Annotated in this window: 27 protein-coding genes and 1 pseudogene; 18 read left to right on the top strand and 10 right to left on the bottom strand. The window is 67.7% G+C overall.

Features of this window, described 5'->3' with window-relative positions; all coding sequences use genetic code 11:
• Window positions 1-198 precede the first annotated feature (198 nt).
• From DFJ69_RS30025 to DFJ69_RS30015, 3 genes are all read left to right on the top strand, one after another.
• A complete protein-coding gene (locus DFJ69_RS30025) occupies window positions 199-420 on the top strand; it encodes a hypothetical protein (protein ID WP_116025703.1) in 222 nt (73 codons plus the stop codon).
• A 410-nt stretch (window positions 421-830) separates the two neighbouring features.
• The gene (locus tag DFJ69_RS30020; protein WP_147312486.1) at window positions 831-1,451 is read left to right on the top strand and encodes a hypothetical protein; all 621 of its coding nucleotides are present in this window, start codon (window positions 831-833) and stop codon (window positions 1,449-1,451) included.
• Window positions 1,452-1,524: 73 nt separating this feature from the next.
• Window positions 1,525-2,403 carry an N-6 DNA methylase gene (locus tag DFJ69_RS30015; RefSeq protein ID WP_116025701.1) on the top strand — a complete coding sequence of 293 codons (879 nt, stop codon included), beginning with the start codon at window positions 1,525-1,527 and terminating at the stop codon, window positions 2,401-2,403.
• Window positions 2,404-2,727: 324 nt separating this feature from the next.
• Here the strand turns inward: DFJ69_RS30015 and DFJ69_RS30010 are convergent, their stop codons facing one another.
• Complete coding sequence (locus tag DFJ69_RS30010; RefSeq protein ID WP_116025700.1) at window positions 2,728-4,290, bottom strand: hypothetical protein; 1,563 nt, start codon at window positions 4,288-4,290, stop codon at window positions 2,728-2,730.
• Window positions 4,291-5,094: 804 nt separating this feature from the next.
• Here DFJ69_RS30010 and DFJ69_RS30000 point away from each other — a divergent pair.
• Entirely contained in the window at window positions 5,095-5,328 is a 234-nt protein-coding gene (locus DFJ69_RS30000) for a hypothetical protein (protein ID WP_147312485.1), read from the top strand.
• Window positions 5,329-5,736: 408 nt separating this feature from the next.
• On the opposite strand, the gene DFJ69_RS33945 is transcribed toward DFJ69_RS30000, so the two are convergent.
• Both DFJ69_RS33945 and DFJ69_RS33940 read right to left on the bottom strand, forming a co-directional pair.
• Window positions 5,737-6,144 carry a hypothetical protein gene (locus DFJ69_RS33945; protein ID WP_147312483.1) on the bottom strand — a complete coding sequence of 136 codons (408 nt, stop codon included), beginning with the start codon at window positions 6,142-6,144 and terminating at the stop codon, window positions 5,737-5,739.
• A 164-nt stretch (window positions 6,145-6,308) separates the two neighbouring features.
• Complete coding sequence (locus DFJ69_RS33940) at window positions 6,309-6,575, bottom strand: hypothetical protein (protein WP_147312482.1); 267 nt, start codon at window positions 6,573-6,575, stop codon at window positions 6,309-6,311.
• A gap of 1,160 nt (window positions 6,576-7,735) precedes the next feature.
• On the opposite strand from DFJ69_RS33940, the gene DFJ69_RS29985 reads away from it, so the two are divergent.
• The 4 genes from DFJ69_RS29985 (at window position 7,736) to DFJ69_RS33935 (ending at window position 10,664) form a co-directional block, all read left to right on the top strand.
• Complete coding sequence (locus tag DFJ69_RS29985) at window positions 7,736-8,179, top strand: hypothetical protein (protein WP_116025696.1); 444 nt, start codon at window positions 7,736-7,738, stop codon at window positions 8,177-8,179.
• A gap of 164 nt (window positions 8,180-8,343) precedes the next feature.
• On the top strand, window positions 8,344-8,925 hold the full coding sequence (locus DFJ69_RS29980; protein WP_116025695.1) for a hypothetical protein: 582 nt from the start codon (window positions 8,344-8,346) through the stop codon (window positions 8,923-8,925).
• A 250-nt stretch (window positions 8,926-9,175) separates the two neighbouring features.
• Window positions 9,176-9,631 (top strand): hypothetical protein, encoded by a 456-nt coding sequence (locus DFJ69_RS29975; protein WP_116025694.1) that lies wholly within the window; start codon window positions 9,176-9,178, stop codon window positions 9,629-9,631.
• Between the two features lie 541 nt (window positions 9,632-10,172).
• Entirely contained in the window at window positions 10,173-10,664 is a 492-nt protein-coding gene (locus tag DFJ69_RS33935) for a hypothetical protein (RefSeq protein ID WP_147312481.1), read from the top strand.
• A gap of 321 nt (window positions 10,665-10,985) precedes the next feature.
• Here the strand turns inward: DFJ69_RS33935 and DFJ69_RS35840 are convergent, their stop codons facing one another.
• The 4 genes and pseudogenes from DFJ69_RS35840 to DFJ69_RS29960 form a co-directional block, all read right to left on the bottom strand.
• On the bottom strand, window positions 10,986-11,156 hold the full coding sequence (locus tag DFJ69_RS35840) for a hypothetical protein (protein ID WP_245974637.1): 171 nt from the start codon (window positions 11,154-11,156) through the stop codon (window positions 10,986-10,988).
• On the bottom strand, window positions 11,135-11,362 hold the full coding sequence (locus DFJ69_RS35835; RefSeq protein ID WP_245974636.1) for a Scr1 family TA system antitoxin-like transcriptional regulator: 228 nt from the start codon (window positions 11,360-11,362) through the stop codon (window positions 11,135-11,137). Before DFJ69_RS35835 ends, DFJ69_RS35840 begins: the two co-directional genes overlap by 22 nt.
• 317 nt (window positions 11,363-11,679) lie before the next feature.
• A pseudogene (locus DFJ69_RS35830) lies at window positions 11,680-11,820 on the bottom strand (helix-turn-helix domain-containing protein); the annotation flags it as partial.
• Between the two features lie 3 nt (window positions 11,821-11,823).
• Window positions 11,824-12,342 (bottom strand): DUF6879 family protein, encoded by a 519-nt coding sequence (locus DFJ69_RS29960; RefSeq protein ID WP_245974635.1) that lies wholly within the window; start codon window positions 12,340-12,342, stop codon window positions 11,824-11,826.
• A 508-nt stretch (window positions 12,343-12,850) separates the two neighbouring features.
• On the opposite strand from DFJ69_RS29960, the gene DFJ69_RS29955 reads away from it, so the two are divergent.
• The 5 genes from DFJ69_RS29955 to ssb (DFJ69_RS29940) all read left to right on the top strand — a co-directional run bounded on the left by DFJ69_RS29955 (window position 12,851) and on the right by ssb (DFJ69_RS29940) (window position 17,817).
• Window positions 12,851-14,929, top strand: a complete 2,079-nt coding sequence (locus DFJ69_RS29955; protein ID WP_147312480.1) for a ParB/RepB/Spo0J family partition protein — start codon at window positions 12,851-12,853, stop codon at window positions 14,927-14,929.
• A 154-nt stretch (window positions 14,930-15,083) separates the two neighbouring features.
• A complete protein-coding gene (locus tag DFJ69_RS29950; RefSeq protein ID WP_116025690.1) occupies window positions 15,084-15,434 on the top strand; it encodes a hypothetical protein in 351 nt (116 codons plus the stop codon).
• Between the two features lie 123 nt (window positions 15,435-15,557).
• Entirely contained in the window at window positions 15,558-16,712 is a 1,155-nt protein-coding gene (locus DFJ69_RS29945; protein WP_116025689.1) for a DUF932 domain-containing protein, read from the top strand.
• 210 nt (window positions 16,713-16,922) lie between these two features.
• Window positions 16,923-17,099 (top strand): hypothetical protein, encoded by a 177-nt coding sequence (locus DFJ69_RS34620; protein ID WP_170177848.1) that lies wholly within the window; start codon window positions 16,923-16,925, stop codon window positions 17,097-17,099.
• A gap of 238 nt (window positions 17,100-17,337) precedes the next feature.
• Complete coding sequence (gene ssb, locus DFJ69_RS29940) at window positions 17,338-17,817, top strand: single-stranded DNA-binding protein (protein WP_116025688.1); 480 nt, start codon at window positions 17,338-17,340, stop codon at window positions 17,815-17,817.
• Window positions 17,818-17,993: 176 nt separating this feature from the next.
• On the opposite strand, the gene DFJ69_RS29935 is transcribed toward ssb (DFJ69_RS29940), so the two are convergent.
• From DFJ69_RS29935 to DFJ69_RS29925, 3 genes are read right to left on the bottom strand one after another with little or no spacing between them, the layout of a single operon-like run.
• Window positions 17,994-19,535 carry a site-specific integrase gene (locus DFJ69_RS29935; protein WP_211328849.1) on the bottom strand — a complete coding sequence of 514 codons (1,542 nt, stop codon included), beginning with the start codon at window positions 19,533-19,535 and terminating at the stop codon, window positions 17,994-17,996.
• Window positions 19,532-19,846: a helix-turn-helix domain-containing protein gene (locus DFJ69_RS29930; protein ID WP_116025687.1), complete on the bottom strand. Its 315-nt coding sequence runs from the start codon at window positions 19,844-19,846 to the stop codon at window positions 19,532-19,534. Before DFJ69_RS29930 ends, DFJ69_RS29935 begins: the two co-directional genes overlap by 4 nt.
• Before the next feature lie 5 nt (window positions 19,847-19,851).
• On the bottom strand, window positions 19,852-20,934 hold the full coding sequence (locus DFJ69_RS29925; RefSeq protein WP_116025686.1) for a tyrosine-type recombinase/integrase: 1,083 nt from the start codon (window positions 20,932-20,934) through the stop codon (window positions 19,852-19,854).
• Between the two features lie 93 nt (window positions 20,935-21,027).
• Here DFJ69_RS29925 and ssb (DFJ69_RS29920) point away from each other — a divergent pair, with 93 nt between their 5' ends.
• The 5 genes from ssb (DFJ69_RS29920) to DFJ69_RS29900 all read left to right on the top strand — a co-directional run bounded on the left by ssb (DFJ69_RS29920) (window position 21,028) and on the right by DFJ69_RS29900 (window position 24,849).
• Window positions 21,028-21,528 (top strand): single-stranded DNA-binding protein, encoded by a 501-nt coding sequence (gene ssb / locus DFJ69_RS29920; RefSeq protein ID WP_116025685.1) that lies wholly within the window; start codon window positions 21,028-21,030, stop codon window positions 21,526-21,528.
• Between the two features lie 200 nt (window positions 21,529-21,728).
• Window positions 21,729-22,832: a DGQHR domain-containing protein DpdB gene (dbpB, locus tag DFJ69_RS29915; RefSeq protein WP_211328848.1), complete on the top strand. Its 1,104-nt coding sequence runs from the start codon at window positions 21,729-21,731 to the stop codon at window positions 22,830-22,832.
• A gap of 173 nt (window positions 22,833-23,005) precedes the next feature.
• Window positions 23,006-23,485: a hypothetical protein gene (locus DFJ69_RS29910; protein ID WP_147312479.1), complete on the top strand. Its 480-nt coding sequence runs from the start codon at window positions 23,006-23,008 to the stop codon at window positions 23,483-23,485.
• A 172-nt stretch (window positions 23,486-23,657) separates the two neighbouring features.
• Window positions 23,658-23,978, top strand: coding sequence for a hypothetical protein (locus tag DFJ69_RS29905; RefSeq protein WP_116025682.1), 321 nt, complete (start codon window positions 23,658-23,660; stop codon window positions 23,976-23,978).
• Between the two features lie 526 nt (window positions 23,979-24,504).
• Entirely contained in the window at window positions 24,505-24,849 is a 345-nt protein-coding gene (locus DFJ69_RS29900) for a hypothetical protein (protein WP_116025681.1), read from the top strand.
• The last annotated feature ends 412 nt before the right edge of the window (window positions 24,850-25,261 follow it).

Below are 25,261 nucleotides of genomic sequence, written 5' to 3'. Positions count from 1 at the left end.
TCGGTCAGCCACCGGAACGCCGGGCCCACCGTGACCCGAAGCCCGGTCACGAATGGGCTGAACACCGGCTTGATCCACCGGTCCCAGATGGCGCGGAACACTCCGCCCAGCGCCCGCCATCGCGTTCAGCAGGGGCCGGACCACCTTGTACGCGCCCTGGGTGAGCACCGCCAGGTCGGTGAACACCGGCCGTAGGACGTGGTCGGCCAGCCACAGCAGCACGGCGGCCAAGACCCGGACCGCTGCCGTGACGACCGTGCCGACCAGCACGGAAACGCCGACGAGGACACCTATCACGATCCGCAGGACCGGCACCAGCACGCTCACCAGCAGCGCCGCGAGCGGCGCGGTCACCGGCAGCAGCGGCACCAGCGCCAGTTGCACGATGACCGGCACGAGCGGCATCACGGCGGGCACTAGCAACGCCACCGCCAAATAGATCTGGAGGACCGACGGCAGCGCTTGGCGGATGGCCGTGATCAGCGCCCCGGCGAGCGTCACCGCCACCTGACCGATCAGCGCGACGATCGGGGCGAGCACCGGCGACAGGCCGGAGAACAGTCCGGCGATGAACCTGCCCAAGATCGCCAGCACCGGAGCGAGCGCTCCGAGGATCGTTCCAATGACTTTCGCCAGCACAGCGACGGCCGGAACCAGCGAAGAGACCGCGGGCTGCAGCCCAGAAAGGAGCGCTCCAACCACAGGAGCGAGCGCGGCCGGCAGGTCGCCCAGCAGCGGCGCCAGCGCCGACAGGATCGGCGCGAGCCCGCCCGCGAGTTGCACCAGCAGCGGCGCGACACACGCCATCGCGTCGATGAAAGAAGATGCACATGAAGGTCGAGATCTTCCACAACATCACCCAGGACGAGCAAGGCCGGCGGGCCGGTCTCCTCGGATACCGGCCCGGCCATGAGCTGGTGAAGGTCTACGAGTACGACGCCGTCCGCATGGAGTGCCTCAAGGCGGCCGAGGACGCCTTCCTCCTGGCGAACGGCCAGTTCGCCGACAGCGAGAAGTACTACGACCGGAGGCTGCGCAGCCTGCAGGTCGGCGACGCGGTGCGGATCGAGGGGGTATGGCTGGCCCGCGCATCGGTCGGCTTCGACGTCCTGGAGGATGAGCCCAACGACATCACCGACGGGTTCGAGGGACGGTTCGGCACCCATCCCTGGAGCACGGAGGCCGCTCCCCTGCTCCGGGTCGACCTCACCCCCGCCTCGCACGAACTGTTCATGGCCCTGGCCGAGGACGCCGGTAACTGGAGCGGGACGCCTCCGACGGACGGCAACGTCCAGATCGGGAAGGAGGGCCGGGGAAACCTGACGCAGCTCAAGCGGGCCGGGCTGCTGACCACCTTCCAGCACGACGGGACGGCGTGGGTCCGGTTCACCGCACTCGGCGTCCAGTACGCCAAGGCCCACGGCGTGGACGACCTGGAGGCCATGGCCTGACCGCCTTCTTTCATCCTTCACCCGAGGCCGGACGTCGACCGTCCGGCCTTTTTGATGCCCGAGGAGGAAGTACGTGGCCCCGCTCGCCCCCGACATCGCCGAAGCCGTCTCGGCCGCCTGGCACAACAACCACGGAGGTACGACGATCGAGATCCCCACCGGGGTGGTCGCCTCACTGGCCCTGGTCCGTCAGAAGCCGGGCACACCCGACATCGCCGAGCAGTGGCGCGCCATGACCGGCGAGCAGTTCCTCAAGACGATCCGGTGGGCCTGGGCGGGTCTGTGGTTCGTCGACCCGTACCTGACCGAGGTCGCCGGCCCGCTTCACAAGTGGGTGGACGCGGAGGTGCCCGAGCGGACCATGCATGCGGTGCGGGCGGTCGCCAACGCCGCGATGAGGGCGGGCCTGTTCAGGGTGACCGGCCACGCGGACCCTTCCCTGCGGGCGGACGAAGACGTGCTCGGGCACGTGCTCACCTGGCTGCGCTCTCATGGACAGCGCAAGGGGCTGGGGGAGTTCCACACGCCGCCGGATGTGTCCGCCCTGACGGCGCGCATGGGCCTGCTCGACGCCAAGGACCTCGTGCCGGGGTCCTTGTTCAGCGAGGACACCGCGGGTACGGGCGGGATCATTCGGGCGCAGGCGCAGACGCTGCGGAACGCCGGTGGCGATCCGGCGAAGATGCGCTGGTACATGGGGGACATCGACCCGATCGCCGTCGCCTGCGCCGCGATCAACGCGGTGATCTGGGGTCTGGGCCCCAACGTCCTCTGCTGGTGCGGCGACGTCATCAAGGACCCGACCGGGCCCCAACAGGCCCTCCGCCACCGCCGGGACGCCTGGACCCGGCGACGGAACGTGATCGACAGTGCCCGGCTCATCCACGCCACTCGACGGGCCGAAGCCCTACTGCGCGGCGCCACGAGCCCGGACACCTCCGGGGCCGCTTAGCCGACCGAGTCACACACGGGCGGGCCATCCGGCCCCGCCCTTCTCCGCGCAAGGCAGGAAACCCCTGTGCGCATCCTGAGCGATCTCGGATGCTCGGCGTGAGGCGACCTCGATGGCCTCCATGTATCCCGTCAGGGCCGCCGACCAGTAGCCCCGACGCTCGTTCGTAGGACCGGCGCGCGTAGGATGCCTGCTCCTCGATGAACGTCAGGAGCAGCCCGTACTTGGCGGCAATATCCGGGCCCTGGTCCTTCCAGGGCCACGCCGAGCACACCTGCTGGCGCGGTCCGCTTCCGACCCCGATGCGGCAGAAAGTGGCCGCCCTCAGATGGTCGTTGATCGGCGGGTGCCGGACGGTGACGGGGTGACGCGTCGGTCTCGTCCCGACGACCGATGGGCTGCGCGGGCCACCGTCACCGGCCCGGCGCCTTCCAAGGGAAACTCACGTGTCAGATCGATCTCGTCCGTCCGTGTCCTGCGGCTGGCGCGGCCCCGATGCCGCAGGTCCTCCAGCGACGCCATCGCCCGATTGGCGCCCAACTGATCCCCGAAGTACGCGAAAATGTCGGCAGCCTCCACCAGGTGTGCTTCCACACCGGCGTCCCGCCGTTCATCGTGTGCCACCCATGCCAGGTCGAGCACACCCTGCGCGTAACTCCACAGGTCATCGATCTCAGAGAAGATCAGCAGCGCCTCATGGCACAAGGACACCGCCTCGTCGATGTCCCCCGTGATCGAGGCGCACCTGGCTAGATTCAGCAGGACCGCTGCTTCCCCATGGCGCTGCCCGCTCGCAGTAAAGGTTTCCTCGGCGGCAAGGAAATGGTCGACAGCCGCACCGATGTCACTGGCCTCCATCATGACCAGACCGATGCCGCGCATCCCGTACCCCTCCAACCCTCCGTCGGCGAGGTCACGGCCGAGCCGAACGACGTGGCGGTAGCACGAGCCGGCGGCGTCGTAGCGGTCGTTCCGCCAGTGCACATCACCCAAGCCGAGGAGGTTGGAAGCCTCACCGCGTCCGTCGCCGACGGCGCGGGCGGCCGCGACACCCAAGCGGTGGACCTCCTCTAGGTCGTCCCAGCGAGAGTGAACCTCCAACGGCCCTCTTATCGCCACGGACAATCTCCACACGATGTCGTTGATTCCGAGGTCGGACGCCTGACTCAACATGGTGAGCAGATTCGGCCTCTCCTCGTGGAACCACTCCATGACCTCGCGATGGTCGTCGAAGCCGGGGACGTCCACGGCGTCGGGCCCAGTGGCGGGGAGCGGGTACGAGTTCGGAAGTGCGAAGGACCGACCGGCGTCGGCGGTCCGCAGGTACCAACCCAGCCCGCGACGAACGGACTCCAGTCGTTCGGCCGGACCATCCTCGGCCGCAGAGCGTTCCCTGGCATAGGAGGCAAGCTTGGCCGGCATCTGAAACCGGCCCTTGGAGGTGGCGTGCAACAGATGCGCGGAGGCCAGGCCGCTCATCAGGTCGGCGCTTTCGGCCGCGGAGGTTCCGAGGAGCGCGGCGGCGGCGCCCGGGCCCAGGTCCACGCCCACGTGCAACCCGATCCTGCGGAAGGCGCGCTGCAACGGCTCGTCCAATGTGCGGTAGGCCCACGAAAGAGCCGGGCGCACATTCACCAGGTCGTCTGCGGCTGCCACGGGACGCTCGCTCTTAAGGCGCTCATCAGCGAGTTGCTCCACCAGATCTGACAGCGAAAGGCTTTCCAGCGCCGCCGCCCGTTGGGCAACAACGCGCAGAACCAGGCGGTCGTGGCCGCATAGCCAGGCGATGCGCGTGGCGTCTCGCCCGTTCCCATCAACGCGGTCATCACCGAGTACCCGGGACAGTGTCTCCATGGCGTCATGCCCCGTCACCACATCAAAAATCATGATCCCGCCCGGAGTTCACGGCGAGCGCCGTCATGGGAAGAGAAGGCAGAGCCTATGCCGTGCCCGAAAAAGATCACGGCCGCTCGGAACGAGCCGTCCGCGTCAGCATTGAAGCCTGCACCGCGTCGGCTCCTGCTGCCCCGGCGAGGAAACCGTGCAAGTGCCATTATCGCTCCACTGTGACGGCGATGCAACGAATGGTCGACCGAGCGGCGTAGATCACACGTAGACGAAGAGTTCCCTCGCCGGACAACTCCCTCCCAGCCCAAAGCCATCGGCGCGAGGCCACAGCGTCCATCGAGCCCCAGAGGAACACCTTCGCCCACGCCAGGGGTGGAGGCGCTCGACGATCCGTCGCGAAACGCCGCAGCGAGGTCGGACACGGGACCGCACGCCCAGGCGCCGCTCTCGGCCGAACGTCCGGTCGGGAGCCGGGACCACCTCGAGCGGTGGAGTCCCCCAGTCCATGCAGCGGGCGAGCGGACGGTTCCCGGACGGAACCGATCGCAGCACACCACGCCCGAGACGGTGAATGCACCCCGCAGGCGCCGCACTCGGCCGTCCCGGGCGCGGGGTGTGCCTGGCGGGTCCCGCTCGCCGAGGCCATCGCCAAGGAGGCGAAATGACCACGTACACGATGACGGCCGAGAGATTGGAACACTTTCGTTTCTTGCGAACCGGCCAGCAACTGGTCCTGGTTCACGAGCCCTGCGCGGAGACGATCCGGTCGACCTACGGAGGCGAGCCCGAGGTGGAAGACGGTGTGGACCTGGAACAGCTCGTGCGCTGGTCCGTCGAGCACCGATGCCCGCCACCTCGGACGACCCGAGCGTGACCACCTCGCGGCTGGTCGTCGTCGGCTGCTCCGGACGCAAGAAGCTCCGGCCGGCACCCGCCGGACAAATGTACGAGGGCCCGTTCCACCGGCTGTGCCGAGAGGCCGCCGACGCGATGGCCGGCCCCGACGGCCAAGTCCTGATCCTGTCCGCGAAGTACGACTGGTGCATCCGGACACCTGGATTCGGCCCTACGACCTGACCTTCGCGGACCCGGAAGCCGTCACCGCCGGCCACGTTCTCGATCAGGTGACCGCCTGGGGGCTGCACGACCAGATCCCCACCATCCTCGCCGGTCGCGCGTACGCGGCCGTCCTGCGGGAGGAAGGCCGGCGACCCAGCGGTTGTACTGACTGTTGACCACCAGAACGCGACCGTGCGAGATCGCGATCGAACTGGAGTGCCAAGGCCGCCCGAAGGGACATACCTGGCCGTGTAGCGGCCCCGAGTGAGGTCGCCGGACATCTCGATCACCACGACCTGGGGGTTCGAGCCCCGGCATGGCGTTGATGTTGCCCTGGACCACGTGCAGTCTGCCGTCGCGCCAGGCCAGGCCATCGCCCTTGGGGAGCCGATGCCGCCCATTTCGATCTCGGTGACCGTCCCGGTGTCACGGGCGGTGCGGTGGAGCCTGCCCGTGGTGCTGTTGACGGTGACGAGGTGGCGGCCAATGGCGCGAATGCCGTTGAGGTTGTGCCGACCGTCGGCCCATTCGATCGACGTTCGGGTGACGTCGAGCCACTTGGCGGTAGGCGGTCCAGGTCTTGATCGCGGTGATCTGGACGTGGGTGCCCACGCTGGTGCGCAGCCACATGCCGGTCTTGGGCTCGCCCGCATCGGTCCACCGCTGGGTGGTGGGAATCCAGAACGGGTGGATATCGGTGGCGATGAGGGCGCCGGTCTTGCCGCGGCGCTTGCCCTCAAGGTCGACGGCGACCTGGACCAGGTTCTTGGAATACGGCGCTGCCGAAGTAGGAGGAACTGCACCGAGGAACTGAGCTGCAGGTGCGGCAGGCACCGGTCGTGGTCAAGCTCAGCTCTTGGCCCGGCAGATTGAGAGTCTTGCCGTTGGAATTCTTACGGACCAAACGGTTGCCGACCTCGTCTATCCCATCCCTTCTTGAACGCAAAAATCAAAGACACGTGAGGCTCGTAGCCGAATCGACCACCTCGGCGACCACCTCAATCACCTCTGACTCTGAGAGGCATAAGCATTGCGTTCACCTCTTCGTCGGACAGGTAAGCACCGTAAGGCAAACCAACCCAAGAACTGGCGCGCCTAACATTGAACAGTGGAACATCGAATACCTCAATGAAGTACCTGCAGAAAGAAAATTCAGAGAACTGCTCCCCAAGCTCCAATCGCAACCAACGGATCAATTTGATCGGCTCGATCCCTGCACGAGCCAAACGGGCGAGTTCTCGCTTGATCTCTTCTTCGTCAGCCATCAACGAAACACCATGATCGCTTCCGCATGCTCGCCGAAGTTCCCACGCAATGATTCAAACTCCACCTCGCAATTAAAGCCAAGCCGCGAAAGTCATCTTTCCAGTGAACGTACCTCGCGCCGCATCTTCGAAAGGCGTTCCCCGATAGAAGCGCGGCATTAAAGGAGTCCAAGTTGCCGGTCATCTCGCCGTTTCCGAGCCAGGTTCCTCGGATGTGCCGGTCACCTTACCGCCGATCGCGTTAAAGGTCGACCGAAACATTTCTCCTCCTCGAGGGGTTACTCCGCCCTCCGCAGTGACCGCCGTGTTGAATACTCCATCCTCATCCACATGCGCAACGATACCTTTTTCTTTGCCAGCTGCATTTACATAGCTTTCGCTGTAGGTTTTTGGGCAGTTGTGGACGAGAACCGGAACAGAACCCGCCAGCACATGGTACGTGCTTCACCGTCAAGGCTCGGCCCATCACGTCTCTCGACCCTGTCGGCACCCAGACGAACGTCGAGTTCGTCTTCGTCGAGTTGCTGTACAGCGCTCCCTCCTTGCCGCCGATCTCGACCGCACTCTGGATGCTCTCAGCCCTTCTTTCCGGTCGCGAGGCTGCTGGCACCTCTTCACCGCCGGCAGCCTGTGCCGTGGTGGCGGGACGTTGGCGTGAGCGTGCGCATTTGCATCGTCTACGAGGTCGCGTGCGATGACTGCGACGACGTTCATGACTCCGTATGCGAGAGCTACACCGAGGCCGAGGCGCTCCACCGCGCCCAGCGCGCCAGCTGGTTGATCGCAGGGGAGAAGGCCCGCTGTCCGTCCTGCTTCCCGCCTCCCGCCGTTCAGTCGGCAGCCAGGGAGGGGCGATGAGCCCGGTGAAGGGAGAACCGGCGGTCTTGTCCTCCTGGCGTCAACGCAGTACCGCCGCCGGTCAGCAGACCTGGCGGCACGCCGCGGATTCCGCCAGGCCAGTGCCGACGCTGCGGCCGGGACGGCCTCGCGGTAGGCGACGGCCGCTGCCGTGGCTGCCACCCGTACCGCCTGCTCAACGAGGCCAAGCCCACCACGAGGCGAGCCACGCAGCTACTGGTCGACCTGCCGACCGGAAAGGGCGGGCCCAAGCCAGCGCTGCCGGTGGGCGCCGAACCGGCTCAACATCTATGGGAGGTGTCGTGAACAAGGCAAGCGAAACCATCGTCGGCGCGCACACCATCGCCGGGCGTCCCATCCTGATCCAGCGCACCACCTGGAAGAACGGCCCCGGCCTCAGCTACGACATCCTCGATGCCGACACCCACGAATGCCTGACCGGCGAGTCGTTCGACGACTACCCGACCGACGAGCAGATCCAGGCCGTCCTCCGTCAGGAGCGCGCCAACCGCGCCGCCGTCTTCTATCCCAAGACCGACCTCGACACCCTGCCATGTATCGAGGTCGCGGGAGTTCTCACCTACCTCTACCTCGACTCCGAAGGGGTGCTTCAAGTCTCGATCCACCTCGACACGACCGACCCCGGCCTCGTCCGCCCGGATGCGACGGTGCCGCTGCGCGTGATGGTTGGGGACGACATCGTCTTCGACGACAGCCACCAGAGTTCCGCCGGGGAGGGTGCATGACCTGGAAGTGGAGGGGCACGCCCGAGGTCGCCTACGTCTGGTTCCTCAGGCCCACCGGCTCTGCCGGGAGAGCCGAGGTCCGCTCCCACCAGGGCGGGGTCACCTGCGTTGGCCGTGGCACGACCATTCTCGAAGGAGACACACCGCCACCGGTCAATCGCCCCTTGCGCTGGACGTCGCGCACCACGGCGATCGTCGAGAGACTGCTGTTCGAGCAGGGATGGCGTGTCATGACGCGCAGGGAGGCCGTCGGCGCGCTGCGCAACGCAGGGCTGCCGGTGTCCTATCGGGCGAGTCCTGACAGTGGTCACCTCATTGCCCAGGACGTCGCCGACGACATCCGATGGACCACCGACTGCGAGTACGACACGTGCGCCTTCGTCGTGCGGCTCGCAGCGGTACCCCTGGGCGGCGAGGCACCGCCCGAGCGCACCACGGCCAAGCGCGGCAAGGTCCGACTCGAGCACCGCGGTGGGCACGACAGCGAACTGTGGTGGTTCAGCGTCGGCCCGCACCGCTATGTCGCCGCCTGGCGGACACCGGAATGGAGCATCTGGGGCGGACCGCCCACCCCGGTGAGCGACCCCGCTCCCATCGTCGTGGCCCGGTCCATCGGGCTGAGCCGCACCCAGCCGGTCACCGAACTCACGGTCCCCGCCGGCGTGCGATGGGTCGAGGACGTGCACAACGTCCTACGAGCCTGGGTGGAACCTTGGGCCGCCGACCAACAAGACACCAGCGATTAGAGCGCCTGACTGGTCACCGTCGGGACCGGGCGCCGCCTGTTCCCTGCGCCGTATCAGAGCGCGACCCGCCTCACCACGAACGACACTCGGCGCCACCTGAGGACCGAAGCCGAGCCAGGCCGCTCCCGCCCGCCACAGCCGACCGCACTCCCCCATCGCGCCACCGGTGACCGACCGCACTCCTGATCACCTCCCGGTCCCCTTGCGCGACCGTCAATCCCGCAACCCTTCCAAGTCCGAGGAAGCTCACATGCGCATCCGCCGAGACGCCTTCAACGTCACCGACGCCATCACCGGCGCCACCCGCCGCAGCGACATCGTCGAAGCCGACCCGCACTCTCTGCTGACCACCCTGCAGGATCTTGCACCCGAGCTCCGAGACCCCGCCGACCCCGCCACGATCACGGAACAGGCCACCACGACGCACCGGCGGCACGAACGGCCCACGGCCGGTCAACGAGACATCGCGGCGCGGCTGTTCGACGCCCTGCGAGCCGAGGTCGCGGAGTGGGCCGACGACACCGAACGCGGTTGGGTCCAAACGCTGTGGGACCTGTCCCCCGCCCAAGCGCTCAAGGAGATGCGGACGTCCACCTGCGTCCCCGCTTCCCTTCTAGGGCCCATGGTCGACGCCATCCGGTACCTGGACCCCGAGACGTTCGCCCCGGTGACATTCGAATCGACCGCATCTGAAACGACGACCTGAACCATCGACTGGCGTGGGCCGATCCACTCGGTGGATCCGAGCACCTCCTCGCTTTGATGTCGGCAAGCGCCAAAGCCGTCATTCACCGACCGACCGCGGGGCTCGCCCCAGGCTCCGATGGTTCCGGTTCCCACCCTGGCCTGCGCTCGGAGCCCCTGGTGCGCGCCTCCTGCCTGCGTGGTCTCGCAGCGTCGAGCACGCGGCCGACGGGGTCGGCCACGTCTTGGCCGTTTGTACTCCTCGGCCGCCTGCGGCGCCAGATAGGGGGCGGGGTGCTCGCCCTTGTACCAACGGACGTACTCGGTAAGGAAGTCGCGCTGTTGGCTCAGCGCGGCAAGGACCCGCTCAAGGCGGGGGCGATTTCGGGCATGACAGACCCGAGCCCTTCCGGAGTGGTGTGAGGAGTGGGGAATGACGACTCAAAGCCCAAGAGGTGGCCCGGAATGTCGTCGGCGCGGTGGCGAGCCTTTGGGCTCGGCCGGTTCGATGGCGATGCGGTGGAGCGCGGAATCGGCTGCCGTTCGCCGCCGCGCGGATCGGTGTGAAACGCTGGACCAGCGCCGATACCGTGAGGGTATCCGCCTATACCGAAGCGGTATTCGCGTCGCTGATCGCACAGCACGCAGACTCGGGGATACGGCCGAATAACCCGCAGCGGCGGGTACTCAATCTTGGAGGGCACATGCGTAAGAGACTGTGTGTCGGACTTGCACTCGCCACGGGCGTGCTAGGAATGAACGCCGTCATGGCCGCGCCCGCCAGCGCCCACGCGACCTTGACAAACATCGGGTCCTACGGCCATGGCACCGTGAACTCGGCCCACACCCGGGTCGCCGCCTGCGACTCGCGAAACGACGGCCGTAACGTCTACGTCGAGTTCTGGGCGAGCAACGGTCAACAGAATTTCGTCGAAGACAGGGACCCGGGCCCGACCTGCAACAGCACCACGATGCCTTCTGGCGTGGTGATCAGATCGTACCGAGTCTGCGTCACGCCGTACGGCTCGTTCTGCACGAGTCGGGTGACCGCCTGACACATCTGTGCCCAGGTAAGAACGACCGGCCCGCCGCCCAAGGAGCAGACGGGCCGGTCGTTCCCCTTCGGCGCGGTATATGGTCGCACCCCAGCCCGAAGAACGCCATGAGCGGGAACCGATCAAAACCCACGAGGCGGCCCGGCCTGCGATCGGTGCGCGCTCTGGTCCGCCACGCCGCGACCGCCATCGCGGCGGCCAGGACGGCGTCGATTCCCTTGCCCCGTCCGGCCGAGGGTGAACGCCTGCCTGGCCCATCAGCCTTTGGTGTGGGACGAGCAGTTCCGCTCGTCAACGTCAAGTGCTCATATGGCAGACTGGCTACCGGAGTGCGGCGAGGGCGCGCGCGATCAGCTCACGGACCGGTTGGCCATAGACCGCCGACCGCTGAAGTGCGGCGAACGCCTTGGCGTAGAGGGCGATTTCGTGGGGCTGCGTGATCGTGAGTTCGGCCGAGTAGGTCTCGACCATCACGGTGCGTTCATCGAACATGATGAAGGAGTTGCCGGGCCATATGTGGTGCGCGGCCCGGCGGGGATGATGCCCAGGCTCAGGCGTGGCAAGGACACGACGGCCAAGAGCCGGTCGAGTTGGCCGCGTAGGACATCGGGGCCGCCGAGGTCGGTGTAGAGGGCCTGCTCGCCGAGGAGCACGTTGTAGCGGCGATCGCCTCGGTACAGGTACTGCTGTCGTTCCATCCGAGCCGCGACACCCCGCTCGATGTCGTCGGGGATTCGTAGAAGTCCACGACCTGTTCAAGCATCGCGGTGGCGTACTCGGCGGTCTGGAGGGTTCCCCAGACGAGGGCCGGTTGATAGACGTGAAAGACCTTGGCCTTCTCGTAGAGGTTGATGGAGTGCTGCTGGCGGATCTTGGTTCCCGTCTGGAGTGTGCGCCTCCACTCCAGCCACATGGCGTTGATGTTCCGGACGGTCGCGATCAGGTCGGGAATCTGGTCTTCGGCGTCGCAATGGCGGCACCAGGTCCGGATGTCTGCCTCGTTGGCGGTGCGCTTGCCGTGCTCGATCCGGCTGACCTTCGACAGGTCCCATCCCGCCTTGGCGGCCAGAGCCCGCCCGGTGAGCCCCGCGTCTTTGCGGAGATCACGTAGGCGGGCTCCGAACGCTTCTCGCGCCTGCTGTGCCTGGCTCGACACGGGTCAGGCGGGCTTGTACTCGTCGTGCGGGGTGGCGAGCCTCCAAAGCCGGTCCCGGACGCTGACGCATTCGGCCACGGTGTCGGGCTCGGTGACGAGCTGCGAGCCCTTGATACGTCCGTCGCCGTGGAAGTGGCCGACCGTGACCAGTTCATCGTCGAACAACCACCAGTCGTTCCCGCCCACGGGGAACACGAGCCCTTGCGGCAGGAGGTGCCGGGGCAGCCAGCGGATGTCTTCTCCGGCCTCCTGGTTGAGCCGGGTGACGGAGTGTTCCCAGCGGATGTAGTCGGTGAGCGGTTCGCTGATGACGCGGATTCGGCGGACGGTCTTGCCGGCTCGGGTGGCCCGCCGGACCCGGTCGAGCCGGGGCTGGAGCCACGCGAAGTCGTCGGGTTCGCCTCGGAGCCAGCGAGCTATCGGGGCGTCCTCGTACGCGGCACCGTAGGAGTCTCTGAGTTCCAGGTGGAAGGCGTCGCGCTTGAAGGTGCCGAGTAGTTCGTCTCGTTGATCAGGCGTCATCAACTCCACGGTCGTTCTCCTCCAGCAGTGCCCGAAGGGCTTCCTTGGTGACCTCCGGTGACCAACACCAACGCTCGCACAGCCCCACCGGAGCCCCTCAGCGAACCTCACGGGCGGCCGGGGGTGAGGGCACAAAGTGGCCGCGCGCAGTCCGGCAGGCCGGGCCCGACGTCGAGGGCAGCGGCGATCTCGCCCTAGCAGATCTCGCAGGCCGGTAAGCCCGTCATGGGAATCCGTCCGGCGTCGCAGAACTCGCAGATGTTCACGGCGTCTCCTGGCGGATGTGTGCGGCGGCCCGCGGACGAGGCCAATGGGTTCGGCATTGGATCTCCGCCGGGGTTCCCGGCGGACCTAGCCTGCCTCACCGGCCGGTGGCCGCAACCGTGACTCTCGCTTCGCTCGGGCCACGGTTGCAGCCCCTCGGCCTCGGTGAGGGCGACGGCAGTCCTCCGGGAACCCCCGGCGGAGCTTCACAGCTCTCCCGATCGGCACATGGAGGTCCGTGCACGTGACCGACTCCACCACCCTCACCACAGGCGATGACACCGCGTCGCCCGACGACGAGCAGCACACCGACTGGGTGCACCAGGGTCCGGGTGTGCTCAGCGGAACGATCAGCGTCGACCGGCTCCGCTCTCACCCCGACCATGTGCGCGAGAGCCTCGATCTCGACCAGAGACTGTTGAAGTCGATCGCGGCCATCGGAGTGGTTCAGCCGCTCCTCATCGTGCCCGATCCCGAACGCGAGGGATTCTTCCTGGTCATCGACGGCCATCGGAAGATGGAGGGTGCCCGGATCGTCGGCCAGACGCATCCGCACCGCAAGATGGTGCCGTTCTACCTGGACACCGAGCGTTCCGGGGATCTGGCCGCCCAGCACCTCACGCAGTTCATCACCAACGACGATGGTCTGGGACGTCCCCACTCGCTGCATGAGCAGTTGACGGCGATCCGCCTCGCCAGCGACGCCGGCGCCGACCTCACGTTCATCCGGCAGGCCACCGGGATGACCTCCAAGGAGACCCGAAGGTCGCTGAAGGTCAGCAGGATGGCCCCGCCTGCGCGGCAGGCGGCGCGCGAAGCCGGGATGGACACTTTGGAGGAGATGGAGCTCATCCACGAGTTCCAGAACGATCCCGACGCGCTGGCCACCTTGATGCAGGCCAAGGAGCGAGAACAGAAGCTGTCCTACGTGGCCGCGCGGATCCGCGAGGACCGAGCGGCCACGGTCGAGCACCGCCGCATCGTCAAGGTCCTGGAGGAGGCGCAGGTCCCGATCACCGACAACGTGCCCGACGATGCGGTGAGACTCGCGGAACTGGTCATCGGAGCCTCCGACGCGGACGCCGAGCGTCCCGAGTCCGTCGACGACACCCCCGACGGTCAAAGCGCGGAGATCGAAGCGGTACCGCTGACCTTCGAGGCGCACCGGGACTGCCCAGGGCGAGGGGCGACCTTCGCCGGCTATGACCCGAGAAGGGTCATCCACTACTGCACCGATCCGCACGCCCACGGACACCGGTACCGGCACCCGGTGACCGAGGTCAGGATGCGTCAGCGTGCGGAGCTGATCACCGCCGGTCGCACGGTCACCGGAAGGATTCCCGTCGGCGCCGAACCGCTCACCAGACTGCGGCACGCAGGCCGGCAATTGGACCCGGAGACCCATCGCACCTGCCCGGGATCCGCAGTGTCGATCTCAGCACACTCCCACCCGGTGGAGTACTGCACCGACCCGCGCGCCTACGGACACACGCTGCCGACGTCGGCGGCCGCGACCGCGCCGCCCGCCACCTCGGGGACCGAACGCAGGTTGGTCATCGAGGGGAACAAGGCATGGAAGGCGTCCACGCCACTACGACAGCAGTGGCTGAGCACCAACCTGTTCGCCCGCCGCAGGACGCCAAGGGACACCACCGCGTTCCTGGCCGAGGAACTGCTGCGTTGGCCGCGGATTCTGAACGAGGTCTTCGGAACACCCTCCCAGCGCGTGCTCCTCACCAAACTCCTCGGCAGGACCAACGACGAACTGGTCGAGGAGTTGAGTTCGGCGTCCGACGGCAAGCGCCGCATGTGGGTGCTCGCGGCGATCGCGGCGTCCTACGAGCACCAGATGGACGGGCCCAACGAGCGCGGGGCCACCTGGCGCACCGACGCCAAGTACAACCCCCACTGCCGTCGTGAGGACGCCGGACGCTACCTGCGGTTCCTGATCGGTCAAGGGTACGAGCCGTCGCCCATCGAGCGGGCCGTCGCCGACGGCGTCCCCTACACCGGCGATGACCTCGGCGACACCATCGACGGCGAGCCCGCCGACGACTCGTCTCGCCGCGACGCCGCCGACCCCGATCACGGCGCGGCCTCCCAGCCGAGCCCCGAACCGGACACCGGCACGGACCTGATCCACGAGCCCCCGCCGGCCGCGGTCGACACCGAGGCCGCGGACACCGAACCTCCCGCCGTCGACCCCGACGTGAGCGCCCCCACCCCCGTCGGTGAACCCACCGACCCCGAAGCCGGAGAGAACACCGGTGACGGCACCGCGGAAGCCGTCGGCGACGACGAGCACGACGTGCGAGCGGCCTGATCCGCGGAACTTTCCACGCGGCTGTGGGCCCGCCGTGCCCACCGCGGTGAGCGGGCCCCACCCGTGCCTCGTTCGGCGCCTGTACAGCGCCCAACCCGAGAACGCGCTCACGGCCCCGGCCGGGTCGCGAAACCCGCATCGAGGAGCCCCCCGCATGCTCCGATCAACCTGGCGCTCGCCGACCGTCGGCAACGCCGAGGAGATCATCGACCTGATCCAGGCGCGCCTGGACGCCCTGCCCATGCGAACCGGCGACATCGCCGCCTTCCTCACCCGACACCACATCGAAGGACGGCTCGGCGCCGTCGATGACTGTCCCCTGAGCCGCTACCTCTCCGCCAACGTCCCCGTCAGGTACCGCGTCCATGTCAGCGATCACCAGGTGATCGTTGTGGACGCCGTGTTCCGACCGTTGTACCGCCTGCCGCTGCTGGCTCACCACACCACGTTCCTGCGGCGCTTCGACGCCGGACGGTTCCCCGCGCTGACCACGCACCGTCGATGAACACGCCCTGACCGCCGACACGGTCCGCGCGGTCGACAACCGCACCGCAGCGCCTCTCGCCGTGCGCCGCGCGCCGACCGTGCCTCCGGACGTCTCCTGCACGCCCTCGCGAAAGGCCCGACCATGTACGCATCTGTGGCGACCCGCAACGCGGACCTGACCGATCTCAAGAACGTCCTGCTCGACCAGCAGTCCCGCAAACTGGACGTTGTCGTCTCCGCCCGCCACCTGCACGCCGAGGGCGGCAACCTCGCCATCGACGACACCGACCCCGTGCTCAGCGAGGACGGGGTCACCTCAACGACCGGACTGTTCCGCCCGACGCATCTTTTCGACGAGGGCGTCTCCGACAAGCTCGGCATCCCCCGCGCCTATCTGACGCGGATGCGACAGGAGGCCATCGGGCTGTACGACACCAACGTCAACGGTTGGCTGCGGAAGATGGAGGCGACGCCCGACAAGAAGTTCCTCGTGCGAGTCCTCCGCGGCCACACCGGCGGCTCCGCCGACGGCACCGGCGGCGTCGCCCGAGCCCTGCTGTCGGACGGCTACCGGATCATCGACAACCTCGACGTGCTGCTGGCCGTCCTGGACGGAATCCGCCGCACCGGACTGAACGTGACCATCGACGGCTGCGATCTCACCGAACGGCGCATGTACGTCAGGGTGGTCGCTCCACAGATCCACGCCCTGGCACCCGCGCTGCTCAAGCGGTATCGCTCGCCCTTCACCGGGGCCATGGGCGCCGACAACCCCGTGATGTTCGCGGGCTTCGTCGTCACGAACTCCGAGACCGGATGCGGCGCGTTCACTCTCACGCCCCGCATCGTCGCCCAGGTCTGCGGCAACGGCTACACCATCAGCCGAGACGCCGAACGCAACGTGCACCTCGGTGGTCGCCTCGACGAGGGTGTGGTGGCCTGGAGTGACCAGACCCGCCAAAGCTATCTGGATCTGATCACCAACAAGTCCAAGGACGCCGTCCAAAAGTTCCTCGACCCGGTCTACCTCTCCGCCAAGATCGATCAATTGCAGAAGAACGCCCACACCCCGGTGACCGACCCGCTCGAGACGATCAAGTTCGTCGGCGTGCAGCTGGGTTTCTCCCAGGAACGACGCGATGAGATCTTGGACCACTTCATCAAGGGCGCCGACGCGACCGCGGGCGGCATCATGCACGCGGTCACGAGCGTCGCCCGCGGCCAGGACGACGCCGACATCGCCCACGACTTGGAAGTGAAGGCGCCGCGCGCGTTGGAACTGGCCGCTCGACGATAACGGCACCTCCTGCGATCGCCCACGCCACCTCGAACGCCGAACCGTCCGAAGTGACGTCGGACCGGCCCGCCAACCGACCAGCCCACACCTCGACCGCCCGCCGCCGCCGGTGCCCCGAGACCGGCGGCGGGCCGGCCCTCGACACCACAAGAACACTTTCTGGTGGAACGGGCTCTCGTCAATCAGAATCATGGCAGATAAGGAGGGAAGATGCCCACGATGGGAGCCATCGTGCCGCTGGCCGGGAATTTGACGGATGACCCGGTGGTGGAATTCGCCGACGTCCCCCACGAGTTCGCGTTCTCTGACGGGGCTGTCCGATCGAACCCAAGCGTAGACGTGCTGAACGAGCGTGTCCGGGTTCTTGGGTTCGGAGCTGGAGCCTGATCATGTCCTTTGGAGACACCACACTGACAGTGATCGGTAACCTGACTGCCGATCCTGAGCTCCGGTTCAGTCAGCTCCCCCGCGAGTTCGTGATTTCCGAAGCCCGCGTCCGGTTGAACCGGAGGGTGGATGCCCTGGTGGAGCGTATCCCGACCGCTGGGTTCCGGAACCGAAGAGTTGTCGCATCGTCAGCCCGTGCGGCGTGTCAGTAGTCCTCAGCCCCCGAAGGAGTTCTGTCATGGCTATCGGAGACACCCTGATCACACTGGTGGGTAACCTCACCGATGATCCCTCGTTGAACTTTTCGCAGCAGGGCGTCGCGGTGGCGTCGTTCACTGTCGCGTCGTCGCGGCGAGTCCGCGATCAGGCCACCGGCGAGTGGAGCGATGGTGACACGTTGTTCCTGCGCTGCTCGGCTTTCCGGCAGCTCGCCGAGAACTGTGTGGAGTCGCTGACTCGCGGCTGCCGGGTCGTGGTCACCGGGCGGCTGAAGCAGCGGTCGTATGAGGACCGTGAGGGCGTCAAGCGGACGGTGTTCGAGGTCGAGGCTGAGGACGTCGGCCCGTCGCTGAAGTGGGCGTCGGCCAAGGTCGTCAAGGCGCGGCGTGATGACGTCCCACCTCCCGCTGAACCGGAGGCGCCGCGGAACGATCCGTGGGCGTTCGACTCGCCTCCGGTGCCGGTGGGGGCCGGGTTCCCCTCGCAGCCTCCGTTCTGAGGTCACGCGTGATGGGTGTTCTGGTCTCATCGGTTGTCGGCGGAGGCGAGTTCTCCGCCGACGACGGTGGCGTAGCGTTCGGCGGCGCCGATGCTGAGTCCGAACAGGTCGCAGAGTTTGCGGACGTCGCCGTCAGTGGCGATGGCCTCGTGGAGGATGCGGTCCTCGCGGATGGCCTAGGCGTTGATCCCGAGCGTCGCGGTGAAGTAGGCGCCGCTCACGGGCCTGGTCCGGTTGGCGGTGTAGGCGTTGATGAACAGGTAGGGGTTGCTGCTTCCCGGCCAGCGGGCCGTGCGGTGGTCGAGCCAGCGTGTGAAGCGTTCGCGGACGGGTTCCGCCAGCAGGATCGTCCGGTCCCCGACCCGGAGCCTCGGCCCGTCCCGGTCGGTGAGCAGGATCTCGCGGACCTGCTGGTTGCGCAGCCCGTGGAAGGCGATCAGGGCGGTGAGCGCCGCGCGGGCGGGGTCGGGCGAGTTGAGCGCCTCGTTGAGCTCGTCCAGGTCGGTCAGCGGGAGCGGGTCGCGGGTCTCGTGGCTTCCCGTCCGGATGCGGGCGGTCGGGTCGACGAACGTGATCTTCTGCTGCTTCAGGACCTTGAAGATCGACCGGAGGCCCTGGCCTGTAGTCGATCGGGCACTGCCGCTGGAAGGCAGAGCCGCCCGGATGTCCGCGCGGGAGATCTCGCGGAGCGAGGTCGTCCCGGCCGCCGCCCATGTCTTGAGAACGGGGAGCGCCCACCGCAGGTGCACTCGGATCGTGTTCGGCGAGCGGGGATGTCGTCGTGGTGGGCGCGTGGTCCCGTCCTTCATGACGGTGAACCAGGCGCGCAGCTCGGCGGTCATCGGTTCGGGCAGTCCGGCTCCGGCGAGCTGGGCCTCGAACCAGGCGATGATCGAGGGTTCCCGGTCGTCGTCGAGCAGGCCGACGGCGTCCAGGACGTCGAGGACCGGCAGGGCGGCGAGGCCGTCGGTCCGTGTCAGCTCCAGGACGGCGCTGGCCTCGATCGGGGCTCCGGAGGTGTCCTGGCGTCCGAGCAGGATGCGCAGGGCTCGGCGGGTGTTCACCAGCTGCGTCTTCCTCCAGCCGTGCTCATCGGCGTGCGCCTTCGCCGCTGCCATGACCGCGGCCACGAGTTCGGGGTCGGCCTCGCGGTAGGCGAGCCCGGTCGGCGTGGTGCGCGAGACCGTGAACAGCACCAGCTGCCGGTGGTCGACGACCTTGATCTCCGGGACGGGGTCGGGCGGCGGAATCGGCTTGTCGCGGCGCTGCCGGAAGGTGCCCACGAGGAACAGCTGCTGTCCGTGCCGATTGGCGTCCTCGGCGGTGACGCCGCGTTGCTGGCGGCGGATCATCGCCGTCTGGCGACGACACAGCCGGCACAGACCCTCACCGTTCAACGCGCAGTAGTCACCGCAGACCCGGCACGGACCCTCCCCGCAGGAGACCAGCCTGCGCCAGCCACGACACGCCTCACACATCCAGGTGCTGTGGCGGGTGACGCCCCAGCCCAGGCACTCGACGCACGAGTCGATGACCTGCGGGGCGAAACGGTGGCAGCGTCGGCACAGGCCGCCGGCGTAGTAGTCGCGCGTGGAACCGCACTTGCGGCAGGGCGGAGGAACCTCGGGACCGCCGGGGGTGCAGCCGTGGCAGAAGCGACGCTGATTGGTCGCGACCGGCCTGGCCCGGCACCCCTCGCAGGTGCGCGGGACGGTCACGCCGGCGGCAGGGACTTGCTGCGACCGAGCCTCGGCGTGACGGGCGGACCCGCGGTCGCCTCCTGGACCTTGCGCGGCCGCCGGGCCTCGACCTGCTCGGGCTCGCGGATCAGCAGCTCCGTCGGCTCGCAGTCCAGCACGAAGCAGATCACGTCCAGGTCGTCCAGGCGGATGGTGGTCGGCGTGCCGGTCCACAACGCCGACATCTTCCCCGCGCTGATCTCCAGCCCGGCGTCGGCGAGGAGCCGCCTCATCTCCGTGGACTTCCAGATGCCGCGCTCAGCCGCCTTCAACCGCAGATTCCAGCGCACCTCCCTCACCTTCCCTTCGCGCCGAGCCGGGCCGCGACCCGGTCGTTGGCCTGCGCCCATGCCGTCTCGACATGGTCGTCATGGACGTGGATGTACCGAGTCGTCGTCGACAACCACGAGTGGCCGAGGAGCTCCTGGATCGCTTTCAAGTCCATCCCCCGCGCGTAGAGAGAGGAGGCGCAATAGTGCCGGAGCACGTGCGGTGTGAGCCGTCCCGCCCACGCGGGCAGATGCGCGGCGACCGCGCCCTTCAGACCCGACCGCAGCGCGTCGTCCCCGGCGCGCAGGCAGTGGCCGGTCATCCGGTCGCGGCGCTCGCTGGGCAGCAGCGGCGCGTCCGGGTCGGACCAGTCGTCGCCGAACTGGTGCCGGATATCGCCGAGCCACCAGTCCATCAGCACATCAACGGACTCGATCGCCGCGACCATCCGAGGCTTGTAGCCCCGGCCCCGGCTGCCCTTGCCGAACCGGACGTGCAGCTTGCCGTACTCGCCCAGGTCCGACCGCCAATCCCGAATGTCGAGATGGACCGATTCACTGATCCGCAGCCCGACCCGGCGCCACAACGACGCCGCCATGTAGTCGCGCGCCGCGGGCAGGAACTTGCGGGCGTTCGGCAGCGCCTCCCGCCACTCCCGGAACAGCCGGTCGATCTCATCGTCGCGCGGAGGCACCCGGATCAGCTGCCGGCTGGTGTCTGGCGGCCGGTTCCACTCATCGATCGGCTGCACCAGCACATACCCGGTCAGCGCGTGGACATCGCCCTGGTAACGAGCCAGCAGGAAGTCATAGAACCGGGCCAACGTCTGGGCCTTGCCGCTCACGGTCGAGGGAGCCAACCCCGCCTTGCGCTGCCCGACAAGGAACCCGTCGGCGTCCGCCGGGCCCACCTCCCACAGCGGCCGACCCACCGCCTTCAGAAACCCGAAGATCATCGAACGCTCCTCGCTGATGTAGCGGTCGGTGATCCCCGCCCCCGCACACGCCAACGCGAACTGGTCGATGAGCTCCTGCTCGAAGTCCTCGAACTCCTGCGCCGTCCGCAGGCTGCGCGGCGCACCCAGCGACCGCACCACCGCCAACGTCATCGACCAACCACCGACCCACGAACCCCAACCGGCTCACCAATAACGATCACCAGACATAGATACCAGCAGAACATCAGGAATCCCGACGAAACCATGAAATCTCCTGCCAGCACAACGAACCCACGCAGACCTGCATGGACGCCCTACCAGCACCGACCTGACCTGCGGGAACTCGCGGCAGTTGGGATACAAGGCGTTGCCGTCGCGGGGTTCACCGTCGCCGCTTCGCGCCGCGTGTTCGACAAGACCGAGGGTCAGTGGGCCGACGGTGGCACCTTGTTCCTGCGGTGCTCGGCGTTCCGGCAATTGGCTGAGAATGTTATGGAGTCGCTGTCCAGGGGCTCGCGGGTGGTGGTCACTGGTCGGCTGCGGCAGCGCAGTTACGAAGGCCGCGATGGTGTTCAGCGTACGGTCTTCGAGGTTGATGTCGAGGATGTCGGTCCGTCGCTGAAGTGGGCCACTGCCAACATCACCAGGACGCGCCGAGACCGGACTCCACAGTCCCCCACGCCCCGCGACGACGACCCGTGGGCGATCGACGCCGCCCCCGCGAGTGCGGCACCGGCACCTCAGCACGACAGTGTTCCCTTCTGACGCGACCCACGGCAGCGCATGATCTCAGTCGGCCGCTGTGAACTCAGCATGCCGCGCACATGAGTCGGCACGCCGTGGGCGACGAACGCACCTCAACGAACCGCCGGCGCGAGCCTGGGCCACATCACCGGCGGACGGCCAAGGCAGTCGTTTGGCGGCCACCCGTCCCACCAGCCGTACACGTTCGAGGAGCCGAACACGTGCGTGGCGCGACCATGCTGTGCCTGCCCGCGCTTCGAATCCTGCAAGGCACCCGTACCGTCTACCTCGCCGCCTGCGACGGCAAACGCATTCACGAGTTCGCGGCGGTGTCACGGATCGGACGCGACGACCGACAGCGGCTCGGCGGGTATCAGCGGCCGGAGAGCGCCGCGCACATCCGTTCGATCCGCCGCTACCTGGAGTCCGGCGATGCGCTGATGCCGCACGCGCTCGTCCTGGCCTTCGATGAGCGAGTCCGCTTCCAGCCCACCGCCGAAGCCGGCGACGGCGAGGCGACCCCCGGGATGCTCATCATCCCCGTCGACGAACGGCTGCCCGAGACCGCGCGTCCCGCGTGGCTGGTCGACGGCCAGCAGCGCGCCGCGGCCCTGCGTGACGCCGACGTCGACGCCTTCCCGGTGCCGGTCATCGGATTCGTCGCCTCGCAAGCCGCGCAGCGAGCCCAGTTCATCCTGGTCAACACCGTCAAGCCACTGCCGAAGGGCTGGATCCACGAACTGCTGCCCGAAACGGGCGGCACTCTGCCTGCGCTGCTGGCCCGCAAACGGCTACCGGGTCAGGTGATGGTGCGGCTGAACACCGGACCGGGTCCCTTCGCCGACCGGATCAGGTCACCGACCGCGCCGGACGGCTACATCAGGGACACCGCCGTCCTGACGATGATCGAGTCCAGCCTCTACGACGGCGCCCTCTACCAGTACCGCAACCATGAAGACGGGTCCGGCGACATCGACCGCATGGTCGCGCACCTGAACGCCTACTGGGCCACCGTCCACGCCACATGGCCGCACGCGTGGGAACTGCCGCCGCGCAGATCCCGCCTGACCCACGGCGCCGGGATCCGCGCCCTCGGGTTCGTCATGGACCACCTCACCGAGGACACCCCCGCAGAGCGAGTCGCCGCCCGCGTCACCGGGCCGCTGGCCGCACTGCGGACGCAGGCCGCGTGGACGTCGGGCCGGTGGCGGCTCACCCACGGCACCCGCCACAGGCGCGACGTCCAGAACACCGGCCACGACATCCGGCTCCTGACCGATGTCCTCCTGAACATCATCGACCGGCCGCCCCTGGCGCCCTCCTGACGCCGACCACCGCTCCAGGCAGAAACGACATGCCCGACCACACACCGCGGCTGATCACGGTCCTGCTCGACAGGTCCGGCTCCATGAGCGCCGTCAAGGATGACGCCGAACGAGGACCGCGGGCCCTTTTTCGCCGAACAGCACCACGCGCCCGGAGCACCCGGGTGACGCCGATGCAGTTCGACAGCGTCCACGAAACCCTCCACGAGGCGGCGCCCTCCCCATCGGCCAGGTACCCCCGTTCGAGCTCAGGCCGCGCGCCCCGACGGCGCTGCTGGACGCCATCGGAGCCGACCCTCACCTCGGTTTCCACCTACGTGGCCCGCCGGGCAGAAGCCGAACGCCCCGACGAGATCGTGGTGGTGATCCAGACCGACGGGAAGGAGAACGCGTCCAAGGAATGGCAGCGCTCGACGGTGCGGGATGCCATCGAACAACACCGCGGCGACGGCTGGCAGATCCTCTTCCTCGGCGCCGACCAGGACGCCGAGGCGGCCGCCGCCGAACTGGGCGTCAGCGCAGAGACCTCCCTCTCCTACAGCAGCCACAACACCATCGAAACGATGACGTCCGTCGGCATCGCCCTCACCCGCGGCACCCGCACCGGCCACTACGGACTGACCACCGACGAGCGCCGCGACGCGACCTCCTGACGGCCGAGCGGGACGCTCGCCACCGAGGAGCGGGTCGCCGAGACGGCACGGAAAACCTGCGAGGAATGCACACCTACTTTCATGTGTCGCCGGTGACGCCGATAACCCAAGTCAATGTGAGGCCCGGTTGACGTCGATTAGCGCAGAACGAGACGTCCCCCCGGAGCTCATCATGTTGAGCGAATGGTTCTGGAACCGAATGAGGGCATCCTTCTCATCCCTCACGTCAGAGCTGTCGACCAATATGATGTGCTTCGATACAACCCCGATCGCTAAATATCCGCCGGTCGCCTCGCGGCACTACGGTGAATGGAGGGCACATCGGGCCGAGCTCGTGGACGTCGTGGCATTGGTCATCGGTAACGGCGCTTACGAGGACGTGCAACGAGCGCAGCGGATCATCGATCAGTGGATCGAAGGGGGCCTGACGTCATCCGATATCGCCGCAGCGCTGAAGGCGGCCCCCCCCCGACACGCGCCCGACGATGATTGACGGTCGCGTCCCACCCGGCCACGGAGACCGTTCGCGGCACCTGGCACCGACCCGCCTCGACAACACCGGCGTCGGCGCGCAACGGGCGTGAAACGCGACCGTCGAGAGACACAGCGGCCACACCCCCGACGCTGCGGGTATGCCCCGTTCACGCGGACCGGCGCGGGACTCGCCGCCCACAACCCCGTCCGGCGGACGGGCGAACGAGGGGCCGAACCACATCTCCGACGGACACCGAGGTGAGACGGCGCCCTCGCCGGGCGGCCCGCCTGCCACCGCCTCGGCCCATACCGGACCTCGGACCGGGCCCCCGGACGTTTCGGGAGGGGTAGGCGCACCATGCCCAACGTCGCGGCAGAGCGGATCAACCCGCCGGGGTCGGGGCAGCGTCATCGACGTTGTGACGACAATGAGGGGAATGGTCGAAACCCGTAATTCCATAAGGGCTGACTCGAACAAAGCAGTTCCATCGGTCGTGAAGGCGGGCCAGGCGCACCGTGCTGCGGCCAATACTGGAGGGTGATCGATGAATGACGATTTCGCCATGCGGGCGGCGCTGGGGTTGTTGTGCGACTACTGCGTGCACGACACACCGGCGGTCGTGTTCAGGCAAAAACGCGGCTTCACCATGATCACACCCGATGCCGTGCTCCGCTTCGAGGATCCATGGAACGCCTGCGCAGCGTGCGCACAGTTCGTAGAGCGGCGACAGATTCACCTGCTACTTGACCGCGTCATGCGGCTACACCCACGTCACGGCGAGATGAATCGCCCGCAGAAGCGACTTACCCGCAGAATGCTCAAGCGCATGTACATGGCGATGTATGACGCCGGGGTCGAAAAGCCCGAGCCCATCGCAGGCCCATCGTGACCGGCGTCGGCCGTTCGAGTGCCACGCTCACGCTGCTCAACGATGGTCGAGGAGAGCTGGACGGATCCGATGTCCAGGTCCACCCCATGGCCGCGACCGCGAGCATGACCGTCATCAGCACCGTCGCCGAGATGAGCCGCCGTCTCCGCCAAACGGGCTCCCGGCCTCCAACGCTCGCACTTCCCTGGACGCGACCGATCCGCCGGCATGGTAGAACGAAGGCACCGCACCGGCGCCGAGCCTCCTGGGGGCGCCGGCGAGAACCCGTGAGGGCCCTCCGCGAAGACGGTTCACCGGCGGGCCCGTTCCCCGCACCGACCCGTCCGCCGCAGCACCAGCACGGAGGAGACCTCGCCGGGGAAGCCGAGGTGCCCCGCCCACTGCCGGTGTGCGACGTCGACGGCCACCTGCC

This window comes from Thermomonospora umbrina (assembly GCF_003386555.1).
GTDB classification, from domain to species: domain Bacteria; phylum Actinomycetota; class Actinomycetes; order Streptosporangiales; family Streptosporangiaceae; genus Thermomonospora; species Thermomonospora umbrina.
The sequence above is the reverse complement of the archived record's forward strand: the minus strand, read 5'-3'. Positions and strand labels throughout refer to the sequence as shown.

Excerpts from the sequence above, each read along its gene's own strand:
- DFJ69_RS35835 (WP_245974636.1), bottom strand. The coding sequence starts at position 11,362 with ATGGAACGACAGCAGTACCTGTACCGAGGCGATCGCCGCTACAACGTG.
- DFJ69_RS29925 (WP_116025686.1), bottom strand. The coding sequence starts at position 20,934 with ATGACGTTGGCGGTGGTGCGGTCGCTGGGTGCGCCGCGCAGCCTGCGG.
- ssb (WP_116025688.1), top strand. The coding sequence starts at position 17,338 with ATGGCTATCGGAGACACCCTGATCACACTGGTGGGTAACCTCACCGAT.
- DFJ69_RS29905 (WP_116025682.1), top strand. The coding sequence starts at position 23,658 with ATGTTGAGCGAATGGTTCTGGAACCGAATGAGGGCATCCTTCTCATCC.
- DFJ69_RS29960 (WP_245974635.1), bottom strand. The coding sequence starts at position 12,342 with ATGACGCCTGATCAACGAGACGAACTACTCGGCACCTTCAAGCGCGAC.
- DFJ69_RS29950 (WP_116025690.1), top strand. The coding sequence starts at position 15,084 with ATGCTCCGATCAACCTGGCGCTCGCCGACCGTCGGCAACGCCGAGGAG.
- DFJ69_RS30000 (WP_147312485.1), top strand. The coding sequence starts at position 5,095 with ATGCCCGCCACCTCGGACGACCCGAGCGTGACCACCTCGCGGCTGGTC.
- DFJ69_RS29945 (WP_116025689.1), top strand. The coding sequence starts at position 15,558 with ATGTACGCATCTGTGGCGACCCGCAACGCGGACCTGACCGATCTCAAG.
- DFJ69_RS35840 (WP_245974637.1), bottom strand. The coding sequence starts at position 11,156 with ATGTTCGATGAACGCACCGTGATGGTCGAGACCTACTCGGCCGAACTC.
- DFJ69_RS29975 (WP_116025694.1), top strand. The coding sequence starts at position 9,176 with ATGCGCATCCGCCGAGACGCCTTCAACGTCACCGACGCCATCACCGGC.
- DFJ69_RS30010 (WP_116025700.1), bottom strand. The coding sequence starts at position 4,290 with ATGATTTTTGATGTGGTGACGGGGCATGACGCCATGGAGACACTGTCC.
- DFJ69_RS33940 (WP_147312482.1), bottom strand. The coding sequence starts at position 6,575 with ATGGCTGACGAAGAAGAGATCAAGCGAGAACTCGCCCGTTTGGCTCGT.
- DFJ69_RS29910 (WP_147312479.1), top strand. The coding sequence starts at position 23,006 with ATGCAGTTCGACAGCGTCCACGAAACCCTCCACGAGGCGGCGCCCTCC.
- DFJ69_RS30020 (WP_147312486.1), top strand. The coding sequence starts at position 831 with ATGAAGGTCGAGATCTTCCACAACATCACCCAGGACGAGCAAGGCCGG.
- DFJ69_RS29900 (WP_116025681.1), top strand. The coding sequence starts at position 24,505 with ATGAATGACGATTTCGCCATGCGGGCGGCGCTGGGGTTGTTGTGCGAC.
- ssb (WP_116025685.1), top strand. The coding sequence starts at position 21,028 with ATGAAATCTCCTGCCAGCACAACGAACCCACGCAGACCTGCATGGACG.
- DFJ69_RS34620 (WP_170177848.1), top strand. The coding sequence starts at position 16,923 with ATGCCCACGATGGGAGCCATCGTGCCGCTGGCCGGGAATTTGACGGAT.